General features: G+C 62.2%; 16 protein-coding genes (1 of these 16 cut by a window edge). 9 read left to right on the plus strand and 7 right to left on the minus strand.

Annotated elements, in window-relative coordinates; all coding sequences use genetic code 11:
• Together ACWNZ1_RS25845 and ACWNZ1_RS25850 are read right to left on the minus strand one after the other, a co-directional pair.
• Positions 1 to 5,093, minus strand: partial view of a non-ribosomal peptide synthase/polyketide synthase gene (locus ACWNZ1_RS25845; protein ID WP_456027963.1) — the 5' portion only. It extends 7,342 nt beyond the left edge of the window; only the first 5,093 of its 12,435 coding nucleotides appear in the window; its start codon is at positions 5,091 to 5,093; its stop codon lies beyond the left edge, outside the window.
• Positions 5,094 to 5,323: 230 nt separating this feature from the next.
• Positions 5,324 to 6,058: a thioesterase II family protein gene (locus tag ACWNZ1_RS25850; RefSeq protein ID WP_265072263.1), complete on the minus strand. Its 735-nt coding sequence runs from the start codon at positions 6,056 to 6,058 to the stop codon at positions 5,324 to 5,326.
• A 145-nt stretch (positions 6,059 to 6,203) separates the two neighbouring features.
• On the opposite strand from ACWNZ1_RS25850, the gene tam reads away from it, so the two are divergent.
• The 4 genes from tam to ACWNZ1_RS25870 all read left to right on the plus strand — a co-directional run bounded on the left by tam (position 6,204) and on the right by ACWNZ1_RS25870 (position 10,899).
• Complete coding sequence (gene tam / locus ACWNZ1_RS25855) at positions 6,204 to 6,974, plus strand: trans-aconitate 2-methyltransferase (protein ID WP_280944243.1); 771 nt, start codon at positions 6,204 to 6,206, stop codon at positions 6,972 to 6,974.
• A 91-nt stretch (positions 6,975 to 7,065) separates the two neighbouring features.
• Positions 7,066 to 8,199 (plus strand): cupin-like domain-containing protein, encoded by a 1,134-nt coding sequence (locus ACWNZ1_RS25860; protein WP_280944244.1) that lies wholly within the window; start codon positions 7,066 to 7,068, stop codon positions 8,197 to 8,199.
• A gap of 83 nt (positions 8,200 to 8,282) precedes the next feature.
• Positions 8,283 to 9,083, plus strand: coding sequence for an SDR family oxidoreductase (locus tag ACWNZ1_RS25865; RefSeq protein WP_210639703.1), 801 nt, complete (start codon positions 8,283 to 8,285; stop codon positions 9,081 to 9,083).
• The gene (locus tag ACWNZ1_RS25870) at positions 9,076 to 10,899 is read left to right on the plus strand and encodes a glycoside hydrolase family 15 protein (protein WP_256453495.1); all 1,824 of its coding nucleotides are present in this window, start codon (positions 9,076 to 9,078) and stop codon (positions 10,897 to 10,899) included. Before ACWNZ1_RS25865 ends, ACWNZ1_RS25870 begins: the two co-directional genes overlap by 8 nt.
• A gap of 78 nt (positions 10,900 to 10,977) precedes the next feature.
• Here ACWNZ1_RS25870 and ACWNZ1_RS25875 read toward each other — a convergent pair whose 3' ends face one another.
• Positions 10,978 to 11,343 carry a DUF6124 family protein gene (locus ACWNZ1_RS25875; protein WP_135846361.1) on the minus strand — a complete coding sequence of 122 codons (366 nt, stop codon included), beginning with the start codon at positions 11,341 to 11,343 and terminating at the stop codon, positions 10,978 to 10,980.
• 528 nt (positions 11,344 to 11,871) lie between these two features.
• Here ACWNZ1_RS25875 and ACWNZ1_RS25880 point away from each other — a divergent pair.
• Both ACWNZ1_RS25880 and ACWNZ1_RS25885 read left to right on the plus strand, forming a co-directional pair.
• The gene (locus ACWNZ1_RS25880) at positions 11,872 to 12,249 is read left to right on the plus strand and encodes a hypothetical protein (RefSeq protein WP_046065895.1); all 378 of its coding nucleotides are present in this window, start codon (positions 11,872 to 11,874) and stop codon (positions 12,247 to 12,249) included.
• 28 nt (positions 12,250 to 12,277) lie between these two features.
• Positions 12,278 to 13,180: an alpha/beta fold hydrolase gene (locus ACWNZ1_RS25885; protein ID WP_456027964.1), complete on the plus strand. Its 903-nt coding sequence runs from the start codon at positions 12,278 to 12,280 to the stop codon at positions 13,178 to 13,180.
• Here the strand turns inward: ACWNZ1_RS25885 and ACWNZ1_RS25890 are convergent.
• A complete protein-coding gene (locus ACWNZ1_RS25890) occupies positions 13,149 to 14,141 on the minus strand; it encodes a GlxA family transcriptional regulator (protein ID WP_456027965.1) in 993 nt (330 codons plus the stop codon). The two genes, ACWNZ1_RS25885 and ACWNZ1_RS25890, sit on opposite strands and share 32 nt — an antisense overlap.
• 100 nt (positions 14,142 to 14,241) lie before the next feature.
• Between ACWNZ1_RS25890 and inhA the strand changes: the two genes are divergently transcribed.
• On the plus strand, positions 14,242 to 14,928 hold the full coding sequence (inhA, locus tag ACWNZ1_RS25895) for an isonitrile hydratase (RefSeq protein ID WP_256453498.1): 687 nt from the start codon (positions 14,242 to 14,244) through the stop codon (positions 14,926 to 14,928).
• Between the two features lie 75 nt (positions 14,929 to 15,003).
• Here inhA and ACWNZ1_RS25900 read toward each other — a convergent pair whose 3' ends face one another.
• Both ACWNZ1_RS25900 and ACWNZ1_RS25905 read right to left on the minus strand, forming a co-directional pair.
• Positions 15,004 to 15,264 (minus strand): Atu4866 domain-containing protein, encoded by a 261-nt coding sequence (locus ACWNZ1_RS25900; protein ID WP_265072267.1) that lies wholly within the window; start codon positions 15,262 to 15,264, stop codon positions 15,004 to 15,006.
• Positions 15,265 to 15,292: 28 nt separating this feature from the next.
• Positions 15,293 to 16,030 carry an SDR family oxidoreductase gene (locus ACWNZ1_RS25905; protein WP_456027966.1) on the minus strand — a complete coding sequence of 246 codons (738 nt, stop codon included), beginning with the start codon at positions 16,028 to 16,030 and terminating at the stop codon, positions 15,293 to 15,295.
• A 201-nt stretch (positions 16,031 to 16,231) separates the two neighbouring features.
• On the opposite strand from ACWNZ1_RS25905, the gene ACWNZ1_RS25910 reads away from it, so the two are divergent.
• Positions 16,232 to 17,179 carry an AraC family transcriptional regulator N-terminal domain-containing protein gene (locus tag ACWNZ1_RS25910; protein WP_456027967.1) on the plus strand — a complete coding sequence of 316 codons (948 nt, stop codon included), beginning with the start codon at positions 16,232 to 16,234 and terminating at the stop codon, positions 17,177 to 17,179.
• A 527-nt stretch (positions 17,180 to 17,706) separates the two neighbouring features.
• On the opposite strand, the gene ACWNZ1_RS25915 is transcribed toward ACWNZ1_RS25910, so the two are convergent.
• Positions 17,707 to 18,165, minus strand: a complete 459-nt coding sequence (locus ACWNZ1_RS25915; protein ID WP_135846368.1) for an SRPBCC family protein — start codon at positions 18,163 to 18,165, stop codon at positions 17,707 to 17,709.
• 121 nt (positions 18,166 to 18,286) lie between these two features.
• Here ACWNZ1_RS25915 and ACWNZ1_RS25920 point away from each other — a divergent pair, with 121 nt between their 5' ends.
• On the plus strand, positions 18,287 to 18,688 hold the full coding sequence (locus ACWNZ1_RS25920; protein ID WP_135846369.1) for a lysozyme inhibitor LprI family protein: 402 nt from the start codon (positions 18,287 to 18,289) through the stop codon (positions 18,686 to 18,688).
• The last annotated feature ends 166 nt before the right edge of the window (positions 18,689 to 18,854 follow it).

Consider the following 18,854-nt stretch of genomic DNA (forward strand, 5'->3'; position numbering starts at 1 on the left):
CCGGCCTGGGTCAGGTCGAAGCCCTTGGCCAGGTCAGCGGCAATGAAATCCTCGAGCGCCTGGGCGGCGTCATGACGGCCGCGCCAATCGAGCAAGGTGTAGGGCAGCGCCAGACGGCGGTGGATGATCTGCAACTGCTCTTGCAACTCGCCCTGCCAGATGAAACCGCTGCGCAGGATCTCATGGGCGTCCATGGTTGCCTGCCACGCGGCGCGGAAACGCTCGGGGTCCAGGCCATCGACATCCACGCACAACTGGTTGATGTAGGTGCCGGTGCCCTGCTCGTAGAGGGTGTGAAACAGCATGCCCTGCTGCATCGGCGACAGGGGATAAATGTCTTCGATAGCGGCAGCCGGCACCGGGATCGCATCCAGCTGCGCCTGGGTGATGCGTGCCAGCGGGAAGTCCGACGGCGTGGCGCCCATGGCATCGGCCGAGCAGCAATGGCCAATCAACGCTCCCAGTTCGCGGGCATAGTCATCGGCCAGACGGGTGATGGTCGCCTCGTTGAATTGCTCATGGCTGAACGTCCAACGCAAGTCGAGCTCGCCGTCGTAGACCTGGCCCTCGATGCCCAGCCAGTTGTCCAGCGGCGCATCAAGGCTCTGCTCGAGCCCAGCGCTTTCGCCCGCCGGGCTGAACAACGCCCCCTCCCGGGCATCGAAACTGCCATCGAACTGGCCGAGGTAATTGAAGGTGATGCACGGCAACGGCAAGGCCTTGAGACGGGCCTGCGCGGTGTCGTCGCCGAGGTAGCGCAGCACACCGAAACCGATGCCCTTGTTCGGGATCGCCCGCAACTGTTCCTTGATCTGCTTGATGGCGGCACCCACGCCATCGGCCGGGGTCAGGCGCACGGGGAACAAACTGGTGAACCAGCCGACCGTGCGGGTCATATCGACGTCGCTGAACAACTCTTCGCGGCCATGGCCTTCCAGTTGGATCAGGGTGTCGGCCTGCCCGGTCCAGCGGCAGATCACCCGCGCCAGGGCGGTCAGCAGCAAGTCGTTGACCTGAGTGCGATACGCCGCGGGAGCCTGTTGCAGCAGTTGCTGGGTGAGGGTTTTGTCGAGACGGCTGTGCAGCACTTTAGCGTAGCGGCTTTGCCGGCTGCCTTGAGGGTTATCCCACGGCAGATCGACCACAGCGCCTTGCAGTTGCTGCTGCCAGAACGTCAGTTCAGCCTGCACGTTTTCACTGCTGGCGTAGGCCTGCAGCTGTTCGCCCCAGGCCTTGTAGGCACTGGTCTTGGCCGGCAACTTGATGGCGCCGCCGGCACTGGCCTGTTGATAAGTCCGTTGCAGATCTTCCAGCAGGATGCGCCACGACACTCCGTCCACGGCCAGGTGATGCAGGGCCAACAGCAGACGCTGGCTGCCATCGGCCATGCTCGCCAGCACCGCCCGCAGCAGTGGGCCATTTTGCAGATCGAGGCTGCGCTGGGCCTTGGCACAGAGTTCTTCCAGCTCGGCAGCGCTCAGGTTGTCCGCCGTCCACAGCAGCTCAGGGTCGACCGCGATCGGCGCCACCTCGGCACGCCAGCCCGCCGGGGTTTCGATGAAGCGCGAACGCAAGGCATCGTGATGCGCCAGCAGTGCGTTGAGGGCCTGTAGCAACGCTGGTGCCTGCAACGGCAGATGGCTGCGCAACAAGACCGCCTGGTTCCAGTGGTGACGCTGGGCAATGGCATCCTCGAAAAACACCTGCTGGATGGGCAGCAACGGCAGCTCGCCAATGACCGGTCCCTGATCGATGACCCGCCCACTGCCGCCCTGCTGCGCGACGCTCGCCAGGCCTTGCACGGTTTGATGCTGGAACAGGTCACGGGGGGTGAAATGGATCCCGGCCTGCCGCGAGCGGCTGACCACCTGGATCGAGATGATCGAGTCGCCGCCCAGCTCGAAAAAGTTGTCGGTCAGGCCGACCTGCTCCAGCTTGAGCACGTCCTGCCAAATAGCCGCGATGCCGCGCTCCAGTTCGCTGCGGGGCGCGATAAAGGCCTGCTGCAACTGGCTGGCATCGACTGAAGGCAAGGCCTTGCGGTCAAGCTTGCCGTTAGGGCTCAGCGGCAACTGCGCGAGGAACAGCAACTGGGTTGGCACCATGTAATCCGGCAGGCTGTCCTTGAGTTGCACCCTCAGGATTTCCCGCGCCGCGCTCTGTTCCTCGATCGAGGCCGACACCAGCGACGCGTCCTTGGGCACCACATAACCCACCAACTGCAGGCTGCTGCCGCCCTGCACCGCCAGCACGACGGTTTCGCTGACCGCATCCAGCTCCAGCAGGCGTGCTTCGACTTCCCCCAGCTCGATGCGCAAACCACGGATCTTCACTTGATGGTCAACGCGACCGACGTATTCGATCTGGCCCGAGGTGTTGAAACGCGCCAGGTCGCCGGTGCGATACAGGCGCGCGCCGGTGGTGGAAAACGGATCAGGGATGAACCGTTCGGCAGTCAAGCCCGGGCGTTGGAAGTAACCGCGCGCCAGCAACTCGCCGCCAATCAACAGCTCGCCAATCACCCCCACCGGGGTGGGCTCAAGGTGCGCATCCAGCAGATAGGTGTGCCGGCCTGGCAGCGGTTGACCAATGGGCAGGGTCAGCGGCAGTGGTCGGCGATTGAAGACGTAATCGCTGCAATCAAGGGTAGTGGCGGTGACCGTGGCTTCGGTCGGGCCGTAGGTGTTGAGCAGTTTGACCTGCTCAAGCCCGGCCCGGCGCCAGGCTTGCACGCCTTCGGGTGGCATGGCTTCACCACCGCTGTGCACCTGGCGCAGCGCCGCGTAGTCGCGCGGGCCGGCAGCGGCGAACTCCTTGGCGATCATGTTCCAGTAGGCGGTGGTCAAGTCCATGACCGTGATGCTCTGCTCGACGATCTGACGGTACAGGGTTTCGCTGTCCCACACCTCGTTGCCACGCAGCAGCACCGCGGCGCCGCAGGTCAGCGGGCCGAACAACTGCTCGCCAAAGGCATCGAAGTTGAACGTGGCGAATTGCAGCACGCAATCGGCACTGCTCAAGCCGTAATAGTGCTGCGAGGCGAACGCATGCTTGCTCAGCGCGCCGTGGCTGATGCCGACGCCTTTCGGCCGCCCGGTCGAGCCGGAGGTGAACATCACGTAGGCCAGGCTCTCGGCCCACACCTTGCGTTGCAGATTGCCGGGCTCAGCGTTCTCCCAGGACTCGGCCTGATCCAGGCACAGGCAACGTACGCCAGCGGGCACAGGCAGGCGCTCAAGCCAATGGCTTTGGCTCAGGAGCAAACGGCTGGCGCTGTCCTCGATCATGAACCGCAGGCGATCAGCCGGGTACTGGGGGTCCAGCGGCACGTACGCACCGCCGGCCTTGAGCACGGCAAGAATGGCGACCACCAGCTCCAGGCTCCGGTCGACGGCGATGCCCACCAGCACGTCAGGACCGACACCCGCCGCCACCAACGTGCGCGCCAGACGATTGGATCGGGCGTTGAGCTGGCCATAGGTCAATCGTTGTCCATCGCAGATCAAGGCGATGGCGTCCGGGCTGCGCTCAGCTTGCGCCTCGAACAGTTCATGCACCGGACGCTCGCTCGGCCAGGTCGTGTCGTGGCGCGCCCAATCGGTCACCAACTGGCGATATTCGGTGGGCGCCAACAAGGCCAGTTCACCGACACGCTGCTGCGGGTCGTCGGCGATGTTGCGCAACAGCAACGTCCAGTGCCGGGCCATGCGCTCGATGGTTTCGGGGTTGAACAAGTCACTGGCGTAGGTGAACGCCGCGTGCAAGTGCCCGCCCTTTTCATAGGTGTCCAGGCTCAAGTCGAACTGAGTGCTGCGGGACTCCCACTCGATGACGCCCAACTCCAGGCCGCTGCCGACTTTCAGCGTGGTGACATCGGCCACTTCCGGCTGGTGGTTGTACATCACCTGGAACAACGGGTTGTAGCTCAGGCTGCGCTCAAGCTTCAGCGCCTCGACCAGCCGTTCGAAGGGCAGATCCTGGTGGGCCTGGGCACCAAGGGCGGTTTCCTTGATGTCCCGCAGCAGATCGCCGAGGCGGGCCTGGCCGTCCAGTTGCACCCGCAACACCTGGGTGTTGACGAAGAAACCGATCAGCCCTTCGATTTCCCGGCGGTTGCGGTTGGCGATCGGCACGCCGACCCGCAGGTCGTCTTGTCCGGTGTAACGGTGCAGCAGGATATTGAAAGTCCCCAGCAGCAGCATGAACAAGGTCACCCCGTGCTGCCGGGCAACGCCGCGCAGTTGCTCGACCAGCTCGGCCTCCACTACATGCTCCAAGCGACGACCGCGATAACTCGGCAGCACCGGCCGTGGATAGTCGATTGGCAGCTCCAGCACCGGGTGCTCGTCACCCAGTTGCGCTTGCCAGTAATCGAGTTGACGCTGCAGCTCGCCGGCCTCCAACCAGCGCCGCTGCCACAGGGCATAGTCGCTGTACTGGATCGGCAAATCGGCCAACTGCGGGGCAACGCCCGCTTCATGGGCGTCGTAGAAACGGATGAACTCGTCGATCAGCACGTTCATCGACCAGCCATCGGAGACGATGTGGTGCAAGGTCAGCAGCAGCACGTGCTCCTGGTCATCGAGCTTGAGCAGTTCAACCCGCAGCAAGGGGCCGCTGGACAGGTCGAAGGGCCGCAGCGATTGTTCCTCGGCGGCCCGGCGCACCGCCTGCTCGCGCTCGGCAGCCGGCAAGTGGCTGAAGTCGGTTTTGACGATCTCCAGGGGCGCGCTGGTCGGCACCTGTAAGAGGCTGTCGTCGGCCTGGCGCTGGAACACCGTACGCAGGGTTTCATGCCGGGCCACCAGGCTGGCGAAAGCTTGCTCCAGCGCCGAAAGGTTCAGCGCGCCCTTGAGCCGCACCGCTCCCGGGAGGTTGTAGGCGCCGCTGTCGGGCTCCAGTTGCCAGAGGAACCACATGCGCTGCTGGGCGTAAGACAAGGCCTGGCGATCCTCGGCCTCGACGCCCTGGGGAATGGGAAAACCGCTGAACTCCACGCCCTCCTTGGCCAACGCCGCCAGGAACATCCGGCGCTTGTCCAGGGGCAACCCGATAAACCGGCGAGCAAGTTTCAAGGCGTCTTCAGCATTCATTTCTGGGGTATCCGGAATCAGTGGGCACAAGGCACAAAGGCAAGTCGTCCCTTTAAAACGAATGCAGACCGGAAAAATTAGCGTTTGAGAATTTGTATCAGGAAGAGAAGTAGAACGGGGGGGTCAGAAGGAGGCAGACCCTAAATGTGGGAGCAAGCTCGCTCCCACAGGGGACGAATCCCCCCCCAGCCAATGTGGGAGCGGCATTTGAATAAGCCGGGGGAATCAAATCAGGCACTGATGGCCAACCCATGCCGCCGCTGATGCACGCTCAACTGATCCTTGATCAGCCGCAACACCTTGGCCTCGTGTTCATGGATAAAGAAGTGCCCGCCCGCCAGCATGTCTACCGAAAAGCTGCCCGACGTTTCGCGGCGCCAGCCGATCAGTTGCTCCGTGGTGGCCTTGTCGGTGGTGCCGCCGAGCACATGCACCGGGCACTTGAGCGGCGGTCGAATTCGCGGTTGGAAGCGTCCGCACAACAGAAAATCGGCCCGCAGGATCGGCAGGGTCAAGGCCATCAGTTCTTCATTGGCCAATATCTCTTCGCTGGTGCCGTTAAGCGTACGCAGCTGTTCGATCAATTCAGCGTCGGTTTTCGGCTCGGCGAAACCCCGGTCGTAGTCGGCTCGCATCGTCGGCGCCGCCGTGCCCGAGGCAAACAGCGCCACCGGTTCCGGGCAGCCGAGCTCACGCAGGGCATGGGCGATTTCGCAGGCCAGCAGCGCGCCCAGGCTGTGGCCGAACAAGGCATAAGGGGCCTGGAGCGACGGGAGCAGTTCCCGGGCCAGTTGCATCGCCAACGCGCCCATGTCGGTGTGCAGCGGCTCCCCGAAGCGCGCCCCGCGCCCCGGCAGCTCCACAGGCTGCACGTGCAGCCACTGCGGCAACTTGCGCCGCCAGCGGCTGTACACCATCGCGCTGGCGCCGGAATAAGGCAGGCACAGCAGGGTCAGTTGGGTCACTGCGGTTTTCTCCGATCGGTCGTGTAAGAAAGATAACGAAATCGTAACCCACAAAATTAGTCAAAACCGTTACGTTCGCTCCATCTTCTTCGTCCGACCTTATACTGGCCGCACCTCGACTCACTGCGCCGCACAGGAGAACGCCATGGGCTGGTCCGCCAAGCAATACGTCACCTTCGAACAGGAACGCACCCGTCCGTCCCGGGACCTGCTCGCCGCCATCCCCCCCACCCAGGCCCGTTCGGTGATCGACCTGGGTTGCGGCCCTGGCAACTCCACCGAGCTGTTGGTGGAACATTTCAGCGGTGCCACGGTGCGCGGCCTGGACAGCTCCAGCGACATGATCGACGCCGCACGCAAACGCTTGCCCGCCGTGGCGTTCGACACTGCGGACATTGGCCAATGGGATGAACCCGGGCCGTTCGACGTGATCTTCGCCAACGCCGTGCTGCAATGGCTGCCCGACCACGCCACCTTGCTGCCCGCGCTGATCGGCAAACTCGCCCCCGGCGGCAGCCTGGCGATCCAGATGCCCGACACCCTGCACCAGCCCTCCCACCGCTTGATGCGGGAAATCGCCGCCAGCGGTCCCTGGGCCAGCCAACTGGCCGGGGCGGCTGAATCGCGCACAGAGGTGGAGGATCCCAGCACGTATTACTCGATCCTCAAGCCCCACTGCAGCCGTGTCGATGTGTGGCGCACCACCTACCATCACCCCTTGACCGGCGGTGCCGCAGGCGTGATGGAATGGTTCAAGGGCAGCGCCTTGCGGCCCTTTCTCGAGCCGCTGGATGAGGCCCAACGCGAGCAGTATCTGGCGCGCTATCTCCAGGCGATCGAACAGGCTTATCCGGCCCTGGACGATGGGACGGTGCTGTTGCCGTTTCCCCGGGTGTTCATGGTCGCCACGCGTTAGGGCGACGGTCGATGACGCAGCGACGAGGGCCTAAATTTCTGATCCGGGCCCTCGTTACTTGCTAAGACCAAAACCCACAAGAGTGACCGCCGTGGACCTGCAAACCATCCTGGGCAAGCTGTTCGCCAATGCCGGCGCCGTTGGTATCGAAGGCGTTTTCCAATTCGTGTTCGGCCCGCACCAGGCGTACTGGTCCGAGGTCAAGGCCAGCAGCCGCACCCAAGCCGGTCGGCACACCAGCCCTGATGTGACCATCGAAGTGGCGGAAAAAGACTTTCTCGGGATCATGGCCGGCATGGCCAATGTCGAGGAACTGTTCGCCAGCGGGCGCCTGAAGATCGGCGGTAACATGGGCCTGGCGACGTTGCTGCCGCAGATCATCGACCATGCCCGGCATGGCGGTGGCGTGGCGGAAAAGGTCGACATGAACAAGCGCTACCCTACCCCGCCACGCTTTAGCGAAGCACTCACCGCCAGCCTGCCGGTCCAACGCGGCGTAGAGCGGCGGCCTCGCAGCGGGCTGTCGGTGCAGGAGTTTCAAGCGCGTTATTTGCCCCATGGTATTCCGCTGGTCATCAGCGACGCCTTGCAGGACTGGCCGTTGTTCAAGCTCAGCCGCGAAGAATCCCTGGTGCACTTTGCCGAGCTGCAAGGCATCACCCGCCACGGCGACTACGTGAAGAAAACCTTCTCCACCGAGCGGGATTTCCGCTCCACGTCCATGGCCGATTTCATTGCCTCCCTGGACAGCCCGGCGGTCAAGGGCACCGACGGCGAACCACCGGCCTACATGGGCAACAACATCCTGCCGGCGCAGTTGATGGAGCAGATCGAGTACCCGCCCTACTTCGACCGCTCGCTGTTCATCCCGCCGCGCATCTGGATCGGCCCCAAGGGCACCCTCACGCCGCTGCACCGCGATGACACCGACAACCTGTTCGCCCAGGTCTGGGGCGAGAAAACCTTCACCCTCGCCGCGCCCCATCATCGCGAAGCCCTGGGCACCTGGTCCACGGCGCCCCAGGGCGGGCTGGACGGCTGTGATTTCAACCCGGACGCGCCGGACTACCAACGCTTCCCCAACGCTCGCGACGTGACTTTCATACGGGTGACGCTGGGGGCCGGGGATTTGCTGTTTCTGCCGGAAGGCTGGTTTCATCAGGTGGAGTCGGTGTCCACGTCGTTGTCGGTGAATTTCTGGGTGAATTCGGGGCGGGGTTGGTAATGGTGAAGACTGTTTCACCTAAATGAACTCTGCACGCCTCACGCCAGTCAGCAGGTAAGGCCCTCCGTTCAAGGTGCTAAACCATGCAGATATCCCTCGCCCAACAAGTCGCCCTCGTTACCGGTGCCAGTTCCGGCATTGGTGCCGGCTGCGCCAGGGCATTGGCGGACGCCGGGGCCGCCGTGGTACTCAACTACCATTCCAGCGCCGGCCCGGCCGAAGACCTGGCCCGTGAAATCAACGACAACGGCGGCCGCGCCATCGCCGTCGGTGCCGATGTAGCAAAGGAGCAGGACGTCGAACGGCTGTTCGCCCAGACCCTCGAAGCCTTTGGTTCGCTGGACATCCTGGTGGCCAATTCCGGCCTGCAAAAAGACGCCGCCGCCGTCGACATGAGCCTGGAAGACTGGAACACCGTGATCGGCACCAACCTCACCGGCCAATTCCTCTGCGCCCGCGCCGCCTTGCGGATTTTCACCCGTCAGGGCATTCGCCAGGGCGTGTCCCGGGCCGCTGGCAAGATCATTCACATGAGTTCGGTGCACCAGCGCATTCCCTGGGCCGGCCACATCAACTACGCCGCGTCCAAGGGCGGTGTCGATCAACTGATGCAGAGCCTGGCCCAAGAGAGCAGCCACCAACGCATCCGCATCAACAGCATCGCTCCCGGCGCGATCAGCACGGCCATCAACCGCGAAGCCACCGAGGGCGAACAGGAGCAGAAATTGCTGGAGCTGATTCCTTATGGACGCGTCGGCGATGTGGAAGACGTCGCCAACGCGGTGGTCTGGCTGGCGTCGGACTTGTCCGATTATGTGGTGGGTGCCACGTTGTTCATCGATGGCGGGATGAGCCTTTACCCGGGGTTTCGCGGCAATGGCTAATGATCACGAACCACAAAGCCCCATCGAGAACCACGGCATCATCGGCGACATGCGCACTGCTGCGCTGGTCAATGACCGCGGCAGTGTCGATTTTTTCTGCTGGCCGGAATTCGACAGCCCATCGATTTTTTGCTCGCTGTTGGACACCCCGGAAGCAGGCATCTTCCAACTCGCGCCAGACCTGCCGAACGCCCGCCGCCAGCAAATCTACCTGCCCGACACCAACGTACTGCAAACCCGCTGGCTGAGTGACGGTGCCGTGGTGGAGGTCACCGACCTGCTGCCCATCGGCGACAGCGAGGATGATCTGCCGGTGTTGATGCGCCGGGTGCGCATGACCGTAGGCAGCACAACGTTTCGCATGCGCTGCGCGGTGCGTCACGACTATGCCCGGGCAGTCACCACCGCGCGCCAGGACGGTGCCCACATCTGTTTCGAGGCGCCGGGGCAACCGAGCCTGCGCTTGTGCGCCGATCAGCCCATGAGGCTGGACGGCAACGCGGCGGTGGCCGAGTTCACCCTGGAACAGGGCCAGAGTGCCGAGTTCCTGCTCGGCGGCATCGACGACCCGCGCCTTCAGGATGACGTCAGCACGATATGCCTGGAGCGGACCCTGGCGTTCTGGCGCGGCTGGATCGGCCAATCCACCTATCGGGGGCGTTGGCGGGAAATCGTCAACCGCTCCGCCCTGGCGCTGAAACTGCTGACCTCGCGCAAGCACGGCGCGATCCTCGCAGCCGCCACCTTCGGCCTGCCGGAAACCCGCAGCGGCGAGCGCAACTGGGACTACCGCTATACCTGGATCCGCGACGCCTCGTTCACGGTCTACGCGTTCATGCGCCTGGGTTTCGTCGAAGAGGCGAACGCCTACATGCGTTGGCTGCGCGGGCGGGTCAGCGATTGCTGTGATCAACCGACCAAACTCAACATCCTGTACGGCCTGGACGGCAGGCTGGAACTGCCGGAAACCGAGCTGCCGCACTTGAGCGGTTTTGGCGGTGCACAGCCGGTGCGCATCGGCAACCTCGCCTACCAACAGGTGCAGTTGGACATTTTCGGCGAATTGATGGATGCGGTGTACCTGGTCAATAAATACGGCGAAGCCATTTCCCATCAAGGCTGGAAACACACCGTCGACGTGGTCGACCAAGTGTGCGAGGTCTGGCAGGACAAGGACGTGGGTATCTGGGAAATGCGCGGTGAGAAACAACACTTTCTGCATTCTCGACTGATGTGCTGGGTCGCCGTCGACCGCGCCATCCGCCTCGCCGAAAAACGCTCCCTGCCCGCCCCGTTCGCCCGCTGGGACGAGACCCGCCAGGCCATCTACCAGGACATCTGGACCAATTTCTGGAACGACGAACACCAGCATTTCATTCAGCGCCTGGGCAGCACCGCCCTCGACGGCTCGATGCTGTTGATGCCCTTGGTGCGCTTCGTCAGCGCCCGCGATCCGCGCTGGCTATCGACCCTGGACGCCATTGAAAAAAGCCTGGTGCGCGACGGCATGGTCTATCGCTACCGCAACGACGACAGCCCCATCGACGGCCTCAGCGGCACCGAAGGCTCCTTCGCCGCCTGCTCGTTCTGGTACGTCGAATGCCTCGCCCGCGCCGGCCGCGTGGAAAAAGCCCAGCTGGAATTCGAACAACTGCTGCGCTATGCCAACCCGCTGGGGTTGTACGCCGAAGAGTTCGACAGCCATGGCTACCACCTGGGCAATACGCCGCAGGCCTTGACTCACCTGGCGTTGATCAGCGCTGCCAGTTTTCTGGATCGAAAGTTGAGCGGGGAGAAGAATCATTGGCAGCCGTGAGCCACGTCGCCATCACTTTCGAGTGAACACTGTGGCGAGGGAATTTATCCCTTCACCACAGAGGAGGCAGTGTGCTGACTACCGCGCTGAGTCGGCCAGTTCGATGTCATCCAACGCTCGATTGGCCAGCAACCTGGCCAACTCGATCAACTGCTGGATCCCCAGCGCAACATGCCGCCGGGAACCTTCCAACTCGAACCCCAGGTCACTGACCAGCGCATCGGCCGAGGCCAGGGTTTCGCTGAGGGTGGTCAATACCGATTCGGTGTTGAGGCCCGGGACCACTGAAAAGACCTGGCCGTCCTGGGTGTCGGGTTTGGCTGGTGTGGGGGACAAATGGATGTTCAGCGCCCGGTCGGCGGCTTCGCGGAGTTTTTTTGAATCGAGGGTGGTGTAGGCGGAAAGGTTTTCAGCTTTTGGGGGGTTGGGGGTGATCTTGACCATAGTGAAACTCCTGACTTGAAGTTGGAGCTCACCCACCTCGTGACCAAACGAGGGTGGTGGGCTATACGCAGGTTGGTCAACCGGGAAGTCAGGCACCCGGCGCACTCGAAAGTGCCCCGCGCACAGCCCACCGCAAAGCATACCGACAAGCACACAAAAAAGCGCCGACATGCTGAGGTTGGCGCGTGTGCGCCTGACATTGGACGGGTGACCAAACCCGGTCGCTGATTTTGCAGCGACGAGCAAAGCCTATCCCCGCCCTTTCCGAACCGGCAACCGCCGCGACTCGTCAGAAAATTCCGGTTCACCTATTTTTTTGTAGGAACACAACCCCGTGGCGAGGGAGCTTGCTCCCGCTCGGCTGCGCAGCAGCCGCAAATTCTCCCTGACACAAGGGCATCGCAGTATCCCCTCCCCATTTATCGCCACGCCCGTTACAGGTTGCCAGCCCCCCAAACCCCTCCTAAGATCGATGCTCTCACGGGTGCAGCGGAGCTGCCCGATAAAAACCCGACTCAAGGATCTGACATGACCCATATCAAACGCCCCATCACCACCCCACCCCGAACAGGCCTGACCCGCGAAGACCTCTGGGAAGGCCAGGACCGGGGCCTGATCAAATGCTGGGAAATCGGTCGCGACCGCGCGGTGAAGTTTCCCGAACTGGCGCAACGCTGCCTGGCCGGTGAATTGCCAGTGCTGGGCTGGAAAGGTGGCGTCAGCCGCAGCCTGAAGAAAAACGAAAAATTCGGTTGCCTCAAGTACCTCGCCCAATGGCAGGGCCTGCGCGGTGAGGATCTGGACATCGACCTGACCCAGGAGCGCACCCTGACCTGTTCCAGCACGAACATGATCGTGACGTTCACCCCGGATCGGGCCAAATACGTCAACCAGGAACCTGCCTGAACGCAACCGCACACTGCCGGAGGCCGACATGAACCTTGAGCCTGGGATCGACTTCGTCGTCACGCCGTTGCTGCGCATCGCCTACGAAGAACACGGCCCCGCCAGCGGCGAACCCATCATCCTGCTGCACGGTTTTCCGTACGACCCCAGGGCGTTCGATGAAGTCGCGCCGGCCTTGGCCCAGCGTGGCTACCGGGTCATCGTGCCCTACCTGCGCGGCTACGGCCTGACCCGCTTCAACAACCCGACCATCCTGCGCTCCGGCCAGCAAGCGGCCCTGGCCCAGGACCTGTTGGACTTGATGCACGCACTCTCCATCCCCCAAGCGGCGCTGTGCGGCTACGACTGGGGCGGTCGGGCGGCGTGTATCGTCGCGGCGCTGTGGCCCGAGCGCGTGCGCTGCCTGGTGACCGGCGACGGCTACAACCTGCAGAATATCCCACGTTCCAAACAGCCGCTGGATCCGGAAACCGAACATCGCCTGTGGTACCAGTACTATTTCCACACGGCGCGGGGTGTCGAGGGCCTGACCCGGAACCGACGTGAACTGTGTGAGTTGCTCTGGCGCCTGTGGTCACCGACCTGGAAACGTGGCGCCGAACTGTACCCTCTCAGCGCAGTGTCGTTCGACAACCCGGACTTCGTCGACGTGGTGATCCACTCCTACCGTCATCGTTTCATGTACGCACCGGGCGACCCGACACTGGAGTGGATGGAGGAACGGCTGGCGGCACAACCGGCCATCAGCGTGCCGAGCATCTCCCTGTGCGGCGCCGACGACGGCGTGGGGCCCGCACCGGAACACGACGAAGACGCCGAGCATTTCACAGGTTTCTATGAGCGCCGGGTATTGACCGGTGTTGGCCACAACATTCCCCAGGAAGCCCCCGAAGCCACACTCAAGGCATTGCTGGATCTGCTTGAGGGCTGACGGCGAACCGCTCGCGATAGGCCTGGGGCGTCACCCCCATGGCCCGCAGGAAACTGCGGCGCAGGGTTTCTTCGCTGCCGAAGCCGCATTGCACCGCCACTCGTTTGATCGACACGGCGGTGTCAGACAACAGACGCCGAGCGGTTTCCACGCGAATCAACTCCACCGCCCGCGCCGGGGTCTGGCCGGTGTCGGCGCGGTAGTGCCGCACAAAGCTGCGTTCGCTCATGCCCACCTCGGCGGCCAGGCTCGAAAGGCCCAGGTCACGGGTGAGGTTTTCGGCGATCCAGGCATGCAGGTCATCGAACCGACTGCCCTGTTTTTGTAGCGACAACGTCACGCTGAACTGCGATTGACCACCAGGGCGCTTGAGGAACACCACCAGATGCCGGGCGACTTCCAGGGCAACGGCACGCCCCAAGTCCTCCTCGACCAGCGCCAGGGCCAGGTCGATGCCAGCCGTGACCCCCGCCGAGGTCCACACCGGGCCGTCGTTGATGAAAATCGGGTTGGGTTCGACCCGCAGTTGCGGATGTTGCTCGGCCAGTTGTTCGCAGCGGGTCCAATGGGTGACCACACGCCGTCCGTCCAGCCAGCCGCTGGCGGCCAGCAAAAACGCCCCGGTACACACCGACGCCACCCGCCGCGAACGCAGGCCGTGATCCTTGACCCAGGCCACCAGCGCCGGGTCCTTCGCCGCCTCATACACACCCCAGCCGCCAGCAATGAGCAAAGTGTCGCTGTCTTCAATCGGCAGCGGCTCGGCCAGCAGCGCCAATCCCGCCGAAGACATGACCGCGCCGCCACCGGCAGCAATCACCGTCGGCGTGTATGGCAACGGCAGGCCTTGCTGGCGGGCCAGGTCGTTGGCCGAGGCAAACACCTGCAAAGGCCCGGTGACATCCAGCACTTGCACGTTGGCGAAGGCCAGCACATGAACGGTTTTCGGTGGTGTGGGCATATTGGCGTGATTCGTGGGTTTATTGGCGTATACGCCAGAGCCTACGGATCTAAAGTAAATCCGTCCACCCCTCGGGCAATCATCCACAGGAGAACGTGACATGACGCTGCAGATCGGTTTGCTGTTATTCCCCCAGGTCCAACAGTTGGACCTGACCGGCCCTTACGACGTACTGGCCTCGTTGCCAGACGTGAAGGTCCACCTGATCTGGAAGGACCTGGCCCCGGTCACCGCCAGCACCGGTCTGGTGTTGCTGCCCACCACCACGTTCGAGGACTGCCCGAAGCTCGACGTGATCTGCGTCCCCGGCGGCACCGGCGTCGGCGCCCTGATGGAAGACGAGCAGACGCTGGCCTTCATCAAGCGGCAAGCCGCCGAGGCGAAATACATCACCTCGGTGTGCACCGGTTCGCTGGTGCTCGGTGCGGCGGGCCTGCTGCAGGGCAAGCGAGCCACCACCCATTGGGCCTATCACAGCCTGCTGCAAACCTTGGGCGCGACGCCGGTCAAGGACCGCGTGGTCCGCGACGGCAACCTGCTCACTGGCGGCGGCATCACCGCCGGGATCGATTTTGCCTTGACCCTGGCGGCCGAACTGTTCGACCAGGACACCGCCGAACTGGTCCAGCTGCAACTCGAATACGCCCCTGCCCCACCGTTCAACGCCGGCAGCCCGGACACCGCCCCCACGCAAGTACTGGAAGAAGCCCAGCGGCGTACGGTGGAGTCGTTCCGGGTGCGTTCGCAGATCACCCAACGCGCTGCGGCGCGGTTGGGACTGGCGTAACGCTAAGTCCTCAGCCGGACATTGCTGAACGGTTCTGTGGGAGCAAAGCTTGCTCCCACACAGCCAGCCGTGGATTCAACACTCCTCCTGGCAATACAACACCATCCCCGCGTGGTACAGCACACCGTCGCGAAAATCCCCATCAGCGGTGAAGCCAGTGTCGTCGTGGTATTCGATATGGTCGTCCTGCAGCCAGTAGTCGCCCTGGTACGCACTCTCACGCAATCCCCGCGCTTCATCGTAGCGTCCGCCCGGCAACAGCCGATGGCGGATCACGCCATCAGCCGTCACCCATAGGCCGACGAATTTGTCCTGGTCTCCAAAGGCCTTTCTCATGGTTCATCTCCTATCGGATCGATTCGGTTCAGAAGGGGCTGGCGGTTGGCCGCACGATCAGCTCGCTGACGTCCACCTCCGCTGGTTGCTCGATGGCGTAGGCAATTGCCCGGGCGATGGCTTCAGCAGGAATGGCAATCCTGCGGAACTCGCGCATTTCGGCACGTCCACCTTCATCGGAAATGCTCTCGGCCAGTTCAGATTCGGTCACGCCGGGGGAAATCACCGTCACGCGCACATCGCCACCGACTTCCTGGCGCAAGCCCTCGGAAATCGCCCGCACGGCAAATTTGGTGGCGCAATACACGGCGGCGGTCGGGCTGACGGTGTAGGCACCGATGGACGCGATGTTGATGAACTGGCCGCTGCGCTGGCGTTGCATCAGCGGCAAGCCGGCGGCAATCCCGTGAAGCACGCCACGGATGTTGACGTCGATCATGCGGTCCCACTCCTCGACTTTCAGTGCCTCGAGCTTGGAGAGCGGCATGACCCCGGCGTTATTGATGATCACATCGACCCGGCCGAACCGCTCGACAGCAAAATCGATCAGGTTCTGGACATCATCGCGACGAGTTACGTCCACGGCTTTGCAGACCGCCTGCTGGCCGACGGCTTTGAGCTCTTGCACCAGTGCTTGCAAACGATCGATGCGTCGGGCGCCAAGCACGACACGAGCACCGCGAGCCGCGAGCAACCGCGCCGCTGCTTCACCAATCCCGCTGCTGGCGCCGGTGATGACCACTACTTTTTTTTGAATATCGGACATGATGGATCCCTCGTCTGGATGTGCTGGCCCCCGGTGGGAGCGTTTTGACAGGTCCAGATTAGGGAACCGACTGAAACCGGGGTTAGCCGGATCCTCCTGCGCACTTGCACGATCCTGTAGCGATAAAACCGGCTCTGGCCGACAGTCGCGCAATCGGCTTTACTAGCGCGGTCACTCATTTGGCCAGGGAGATTGATTGGCATGTCGGTATCCACGTCCATCCACATCGCGCCAGACGACGGCGTCAGCCAGCGTCGCGCCGAACTGGCGAGCCTGATGAAGCGCTTTGCGCCGGAATACGGTGTCCACCCTACGGCTATCAAGGCCTTGCACCTGATCCGTAGCGACCAGCCGACCGAAGCCCTGCACACCGTGCACAAGCCTGGTTTGTGCGTGATTATCGAGGGGCGCAAGGAAGTACGGCTGGCGGACGAATGCTACGTGTATGACCCGCTCAATTACCTGGTGGTCTCGGTGACGCTGCCGATGGCCGGCCAAGTGATTGAAGCCAGCCCTGAGCGCCCTTACCTGTGCATTCGTCTTGATATCGACCCGGCGCAGATCTGCCGCCTGATCGCCAACGCCAGCCCTATCGGTGTGCCAGCCCAGCGAACCGAGCGCGGTCTGTTCCTGGATCGCATCGATGCACCATTGCTCGATGCGGTGTTGCGCCTGCTGCGGCTGTTGGACAGCCCGGACGATATCGCCACCCTCGCGCCGTTGGCTCAACAGGAGATTTTCTACCGACTGCTGCGTGGCGCCCAAGGCCAGCGCTTGCACGAAATCGCCATTCCCGACACCCAGACCCACCGCATCAGCCGGGCCATCGAGTGGCTCAATACCCATTACGCCGAACCGCTGAGCATCGACAGCCTGGCACAAATGATCAATCTCAGCCCTTCGGCACTGCATCACCGCTTCAAAGCCGTAACCGCCATGAGCCCGCTGCAATACCAGAAACAGCTTCGCCTGCAGGAAGCCCGACGGCTGTTGTTGGCGGAGAACAGCGACGTTTCGTCAATCGGCTACAAGATGGGGTATGAAAGCCCTTCGCAGTTCAGTCGCGAATACAGCCGTCTATTTGGCGCCTCGCCGAGCAAGGACATCGCTCGTTTGCGCGCCCAGGCGCTACAGGCTAGTAGTGCCTGATCCTACAAGTCGGTTTGGATAAGCGTCTGGCATGGTTGTGGTTGGACCACTTTTTTGCAGACGAAAAAAAACCCGCCGAAGCGGGTTTTTTGAGGACCAATTTGACTCCCTGTCCGGCATTCCATGCCTGGTCCCATCATCCATGACCCTAAGCACTCCCTGTACTCAGTGGATGAACATAGATTAGGCCCGTCGATGCCTTGGCAAAAGGCGAGAAAGCAGCAACAGCGTGTAAGCGTTTCGCTATACAGCCCCCCGCGACTTTATGACAGACGAAAAAAAACCCGCCTAAGCGGGTTTTTCCAAGACCATTACGACTCCCTGTCGATAGCATCCTTGCAAGGTCGATCTTCCCTGATCCTGAGCACTTCCTGTGCTTCAGTGGATAGGTCCAGATTACGCTGCGGATCCAAAGTGCAATAGACGACATAGCTACCATGGCGTGTAAGACATTCGCTATACCTACTCTTCCGTAACCCCTGACGACCGCCGGGTATCGGCGACATCTGCGTCAACGGAAGAGAAAATCAAGACTTGCCCAAGAACGCTTCAATATTGGACATCTGCTCATCCCAGCCCCGGCTATCCATGCGAAAGGCCTTAAGCCGGCGAGCTTCAGGAATGTTGTTAAACCCCGATTCAACCACTTTGAGCAGGGTACCGCCGTCCATGTCTTCAAGTTCGAACAGCACTCGTGTTTCGGACTCTTGAGAATAATCCACCTCTGGTTCAACGGCGTAAGGATGCCAGCGAAACGAGAACACCCGCTCGGGCTCCACCCGGTCCACCGCTACGTCCCAGATAAGGTGTTCGTAACCTGGATAGGTGATCTGCCCCTGGGTACGCTCACCCGCCACAAATCGCTTGCCCTCAAGGGCGACGCCGAACCATTGGCCAAAGGCTTCGGCATTGGCCAGGGCGCGCCAGACTTGAGAGCGCGGGGCTTTGAGCAGGATCTTTCTTTCAATGCGGTCGGATGAATGCATGGGTCACCTCCTGTGTTCAACAGTAGGCTTGTAAGACCACAAGGCCAACCGGAAAGTTGTATCAGTCCATCGTTTGGGTACACTCCTGCGGCATTTGTCCCCCCTCAAGGAGAGATCGACCATGCCTCCACGCTTGCTTCTGGCCCTAGCGCCGTTGTTTTTCATCACCGCTGCCCAAGCCGATGACTGCGCCAATGCCACCACTCAGGGTGAGATGAACCAGTGCGCGGCCAAAGAGAACAAGGCCGCCGACAACGAACTGAACAGCCTGTATAAGCAAATCACCGCACGTCTGAAGGGCAACCCCGAGGCCAAGCAAATGTTGGTCAAGGCACAACGAGCCTGGATTGGCTTCCGTGACGCCGAATGCAACTTTTCTGCCTCCGGGGTTGAAGGCGGTAGCGTCTATCCGCTGATCTACAGCAACTGCATCACTGACCAGACCAAGGCCCGGATCGAAGCATTCAAGACCTACCTCAAGTGCAAGGAAGGGGATCTGAGCTGCCCAGTTCCAGAGGCTTAACCGTCTGGATGGCAAAAAGGATGGCCTCTTCAGGTCATCCTTTTTTTGGTATGAGGTTTTTCAGCACAAAAACAAAACCCCTACCTGCGTCAGCAGATAGGGGTTTCGGAATTTAATCTTGACGATGACCTACTCTCACATGGGGAAACCCCACACTACCATCGGC

The sequence above is a fragment of the Pseudomonas sp. CFBP 5748 genome (assembly GCF_053850495.1).

Excerpts from the sequence above, each read along its gene's own strand:
- ACWNZ1_RS25875 (WP_135846361.1), bottom strand. The coding sequence starts at position 11,343 with ATGGTCAAGATCACCCCCAACCCCCCAAAAGCTGAAAACCTTTCCGCC.
- ACWNZ1_RS25920 (WP_135846369.1), top strand. The coding sequence starts at position 18,287 with ATGCCTCCACGCTTGCTTCTGGCCCTAGCGCCGTTGTTTTTCATCACC.
- ACWNZ1_RS25890 (WP_456027965.1), bottom strand. The coding sequence starts at position 14,141 with ATGCCCACACCACCGAAAACCGTTCATGTGCTGGCCTTCGCCAACGTG.
- ACWNZ1_RS25870 (WP_256453495.1), top strand. The coding sequence starts at position 9,076 with ATGGCTAATGATCACGAACCACAAAGCCCCATCGAGAACCACGGCATC.
- ACWNZ1_RS25880 (WP_046065895.1), top strand. The coding sequence starts at position 11,872 with ATGACCCATATCAAACGCCCCATCACCACCCCACCCCGAACAGGCCTG.
- ACWNZ1_RS25910 (WP_456027967.1), top strand. The coding sequence starts at position 16,232 with ATGTCGGTATCCACGTCCATCCACATCGCGCCAGACGACGGCGTCAGC.
- ACWNZ1_RS25900 (WP_265072267.1), bottom strand. The coding sequence starts at position 15,264 with ATGAGAAAGGCCTTTGGAGACCAGGACAAATTCGTCGGCCTATGGGTG.
- ACWNZ1_RS25905 (WP_456027966.1), bottom strand. The coding sequence starts at position 16,030 with ATGTCCGATATTCAAAAAAAAGTAGTGGTCATCACCGGCGCCAGCAGC.
- ACWNZ1_RS25885 (WP_456027964.1), top strand. The coding sequence starts at position 12,278 with ATGAACCTTGAGCCTGGGATCGACTTCGTCGTCACGCCGTTGCTGCGC.
- ACWNZ1_RS25915 (WP_135846368.1), bottom strand. The coding sequence starts at position 18,165 with ATGCATTCATCCGACCGCATTGAAAGAAAGATCCTGCTCAAAGCCCCG.
- ACWNZ1_RS25865 (WP_210639703.1), top strand. The coding sequence starts at position 8,283 with ATGCAGATATCCCTCGCCCAACAAGTCGCCCTCGTTACCGGTGCCAGT.
- tam (WP_280944243.1), top strand. The coding sequence starts at position 6,204 with ATGGGCTGGTCCGCCAAGCAATACGTCACCTTCGAACAGGAACGCACC.
- inhA (WP_256453498.1), top strand. The coding sequence starts at position 14,242 with ATGACGCTGCAGATCGGTTTGCTGTTATTCCCCCAGGTCCAACAGTTG.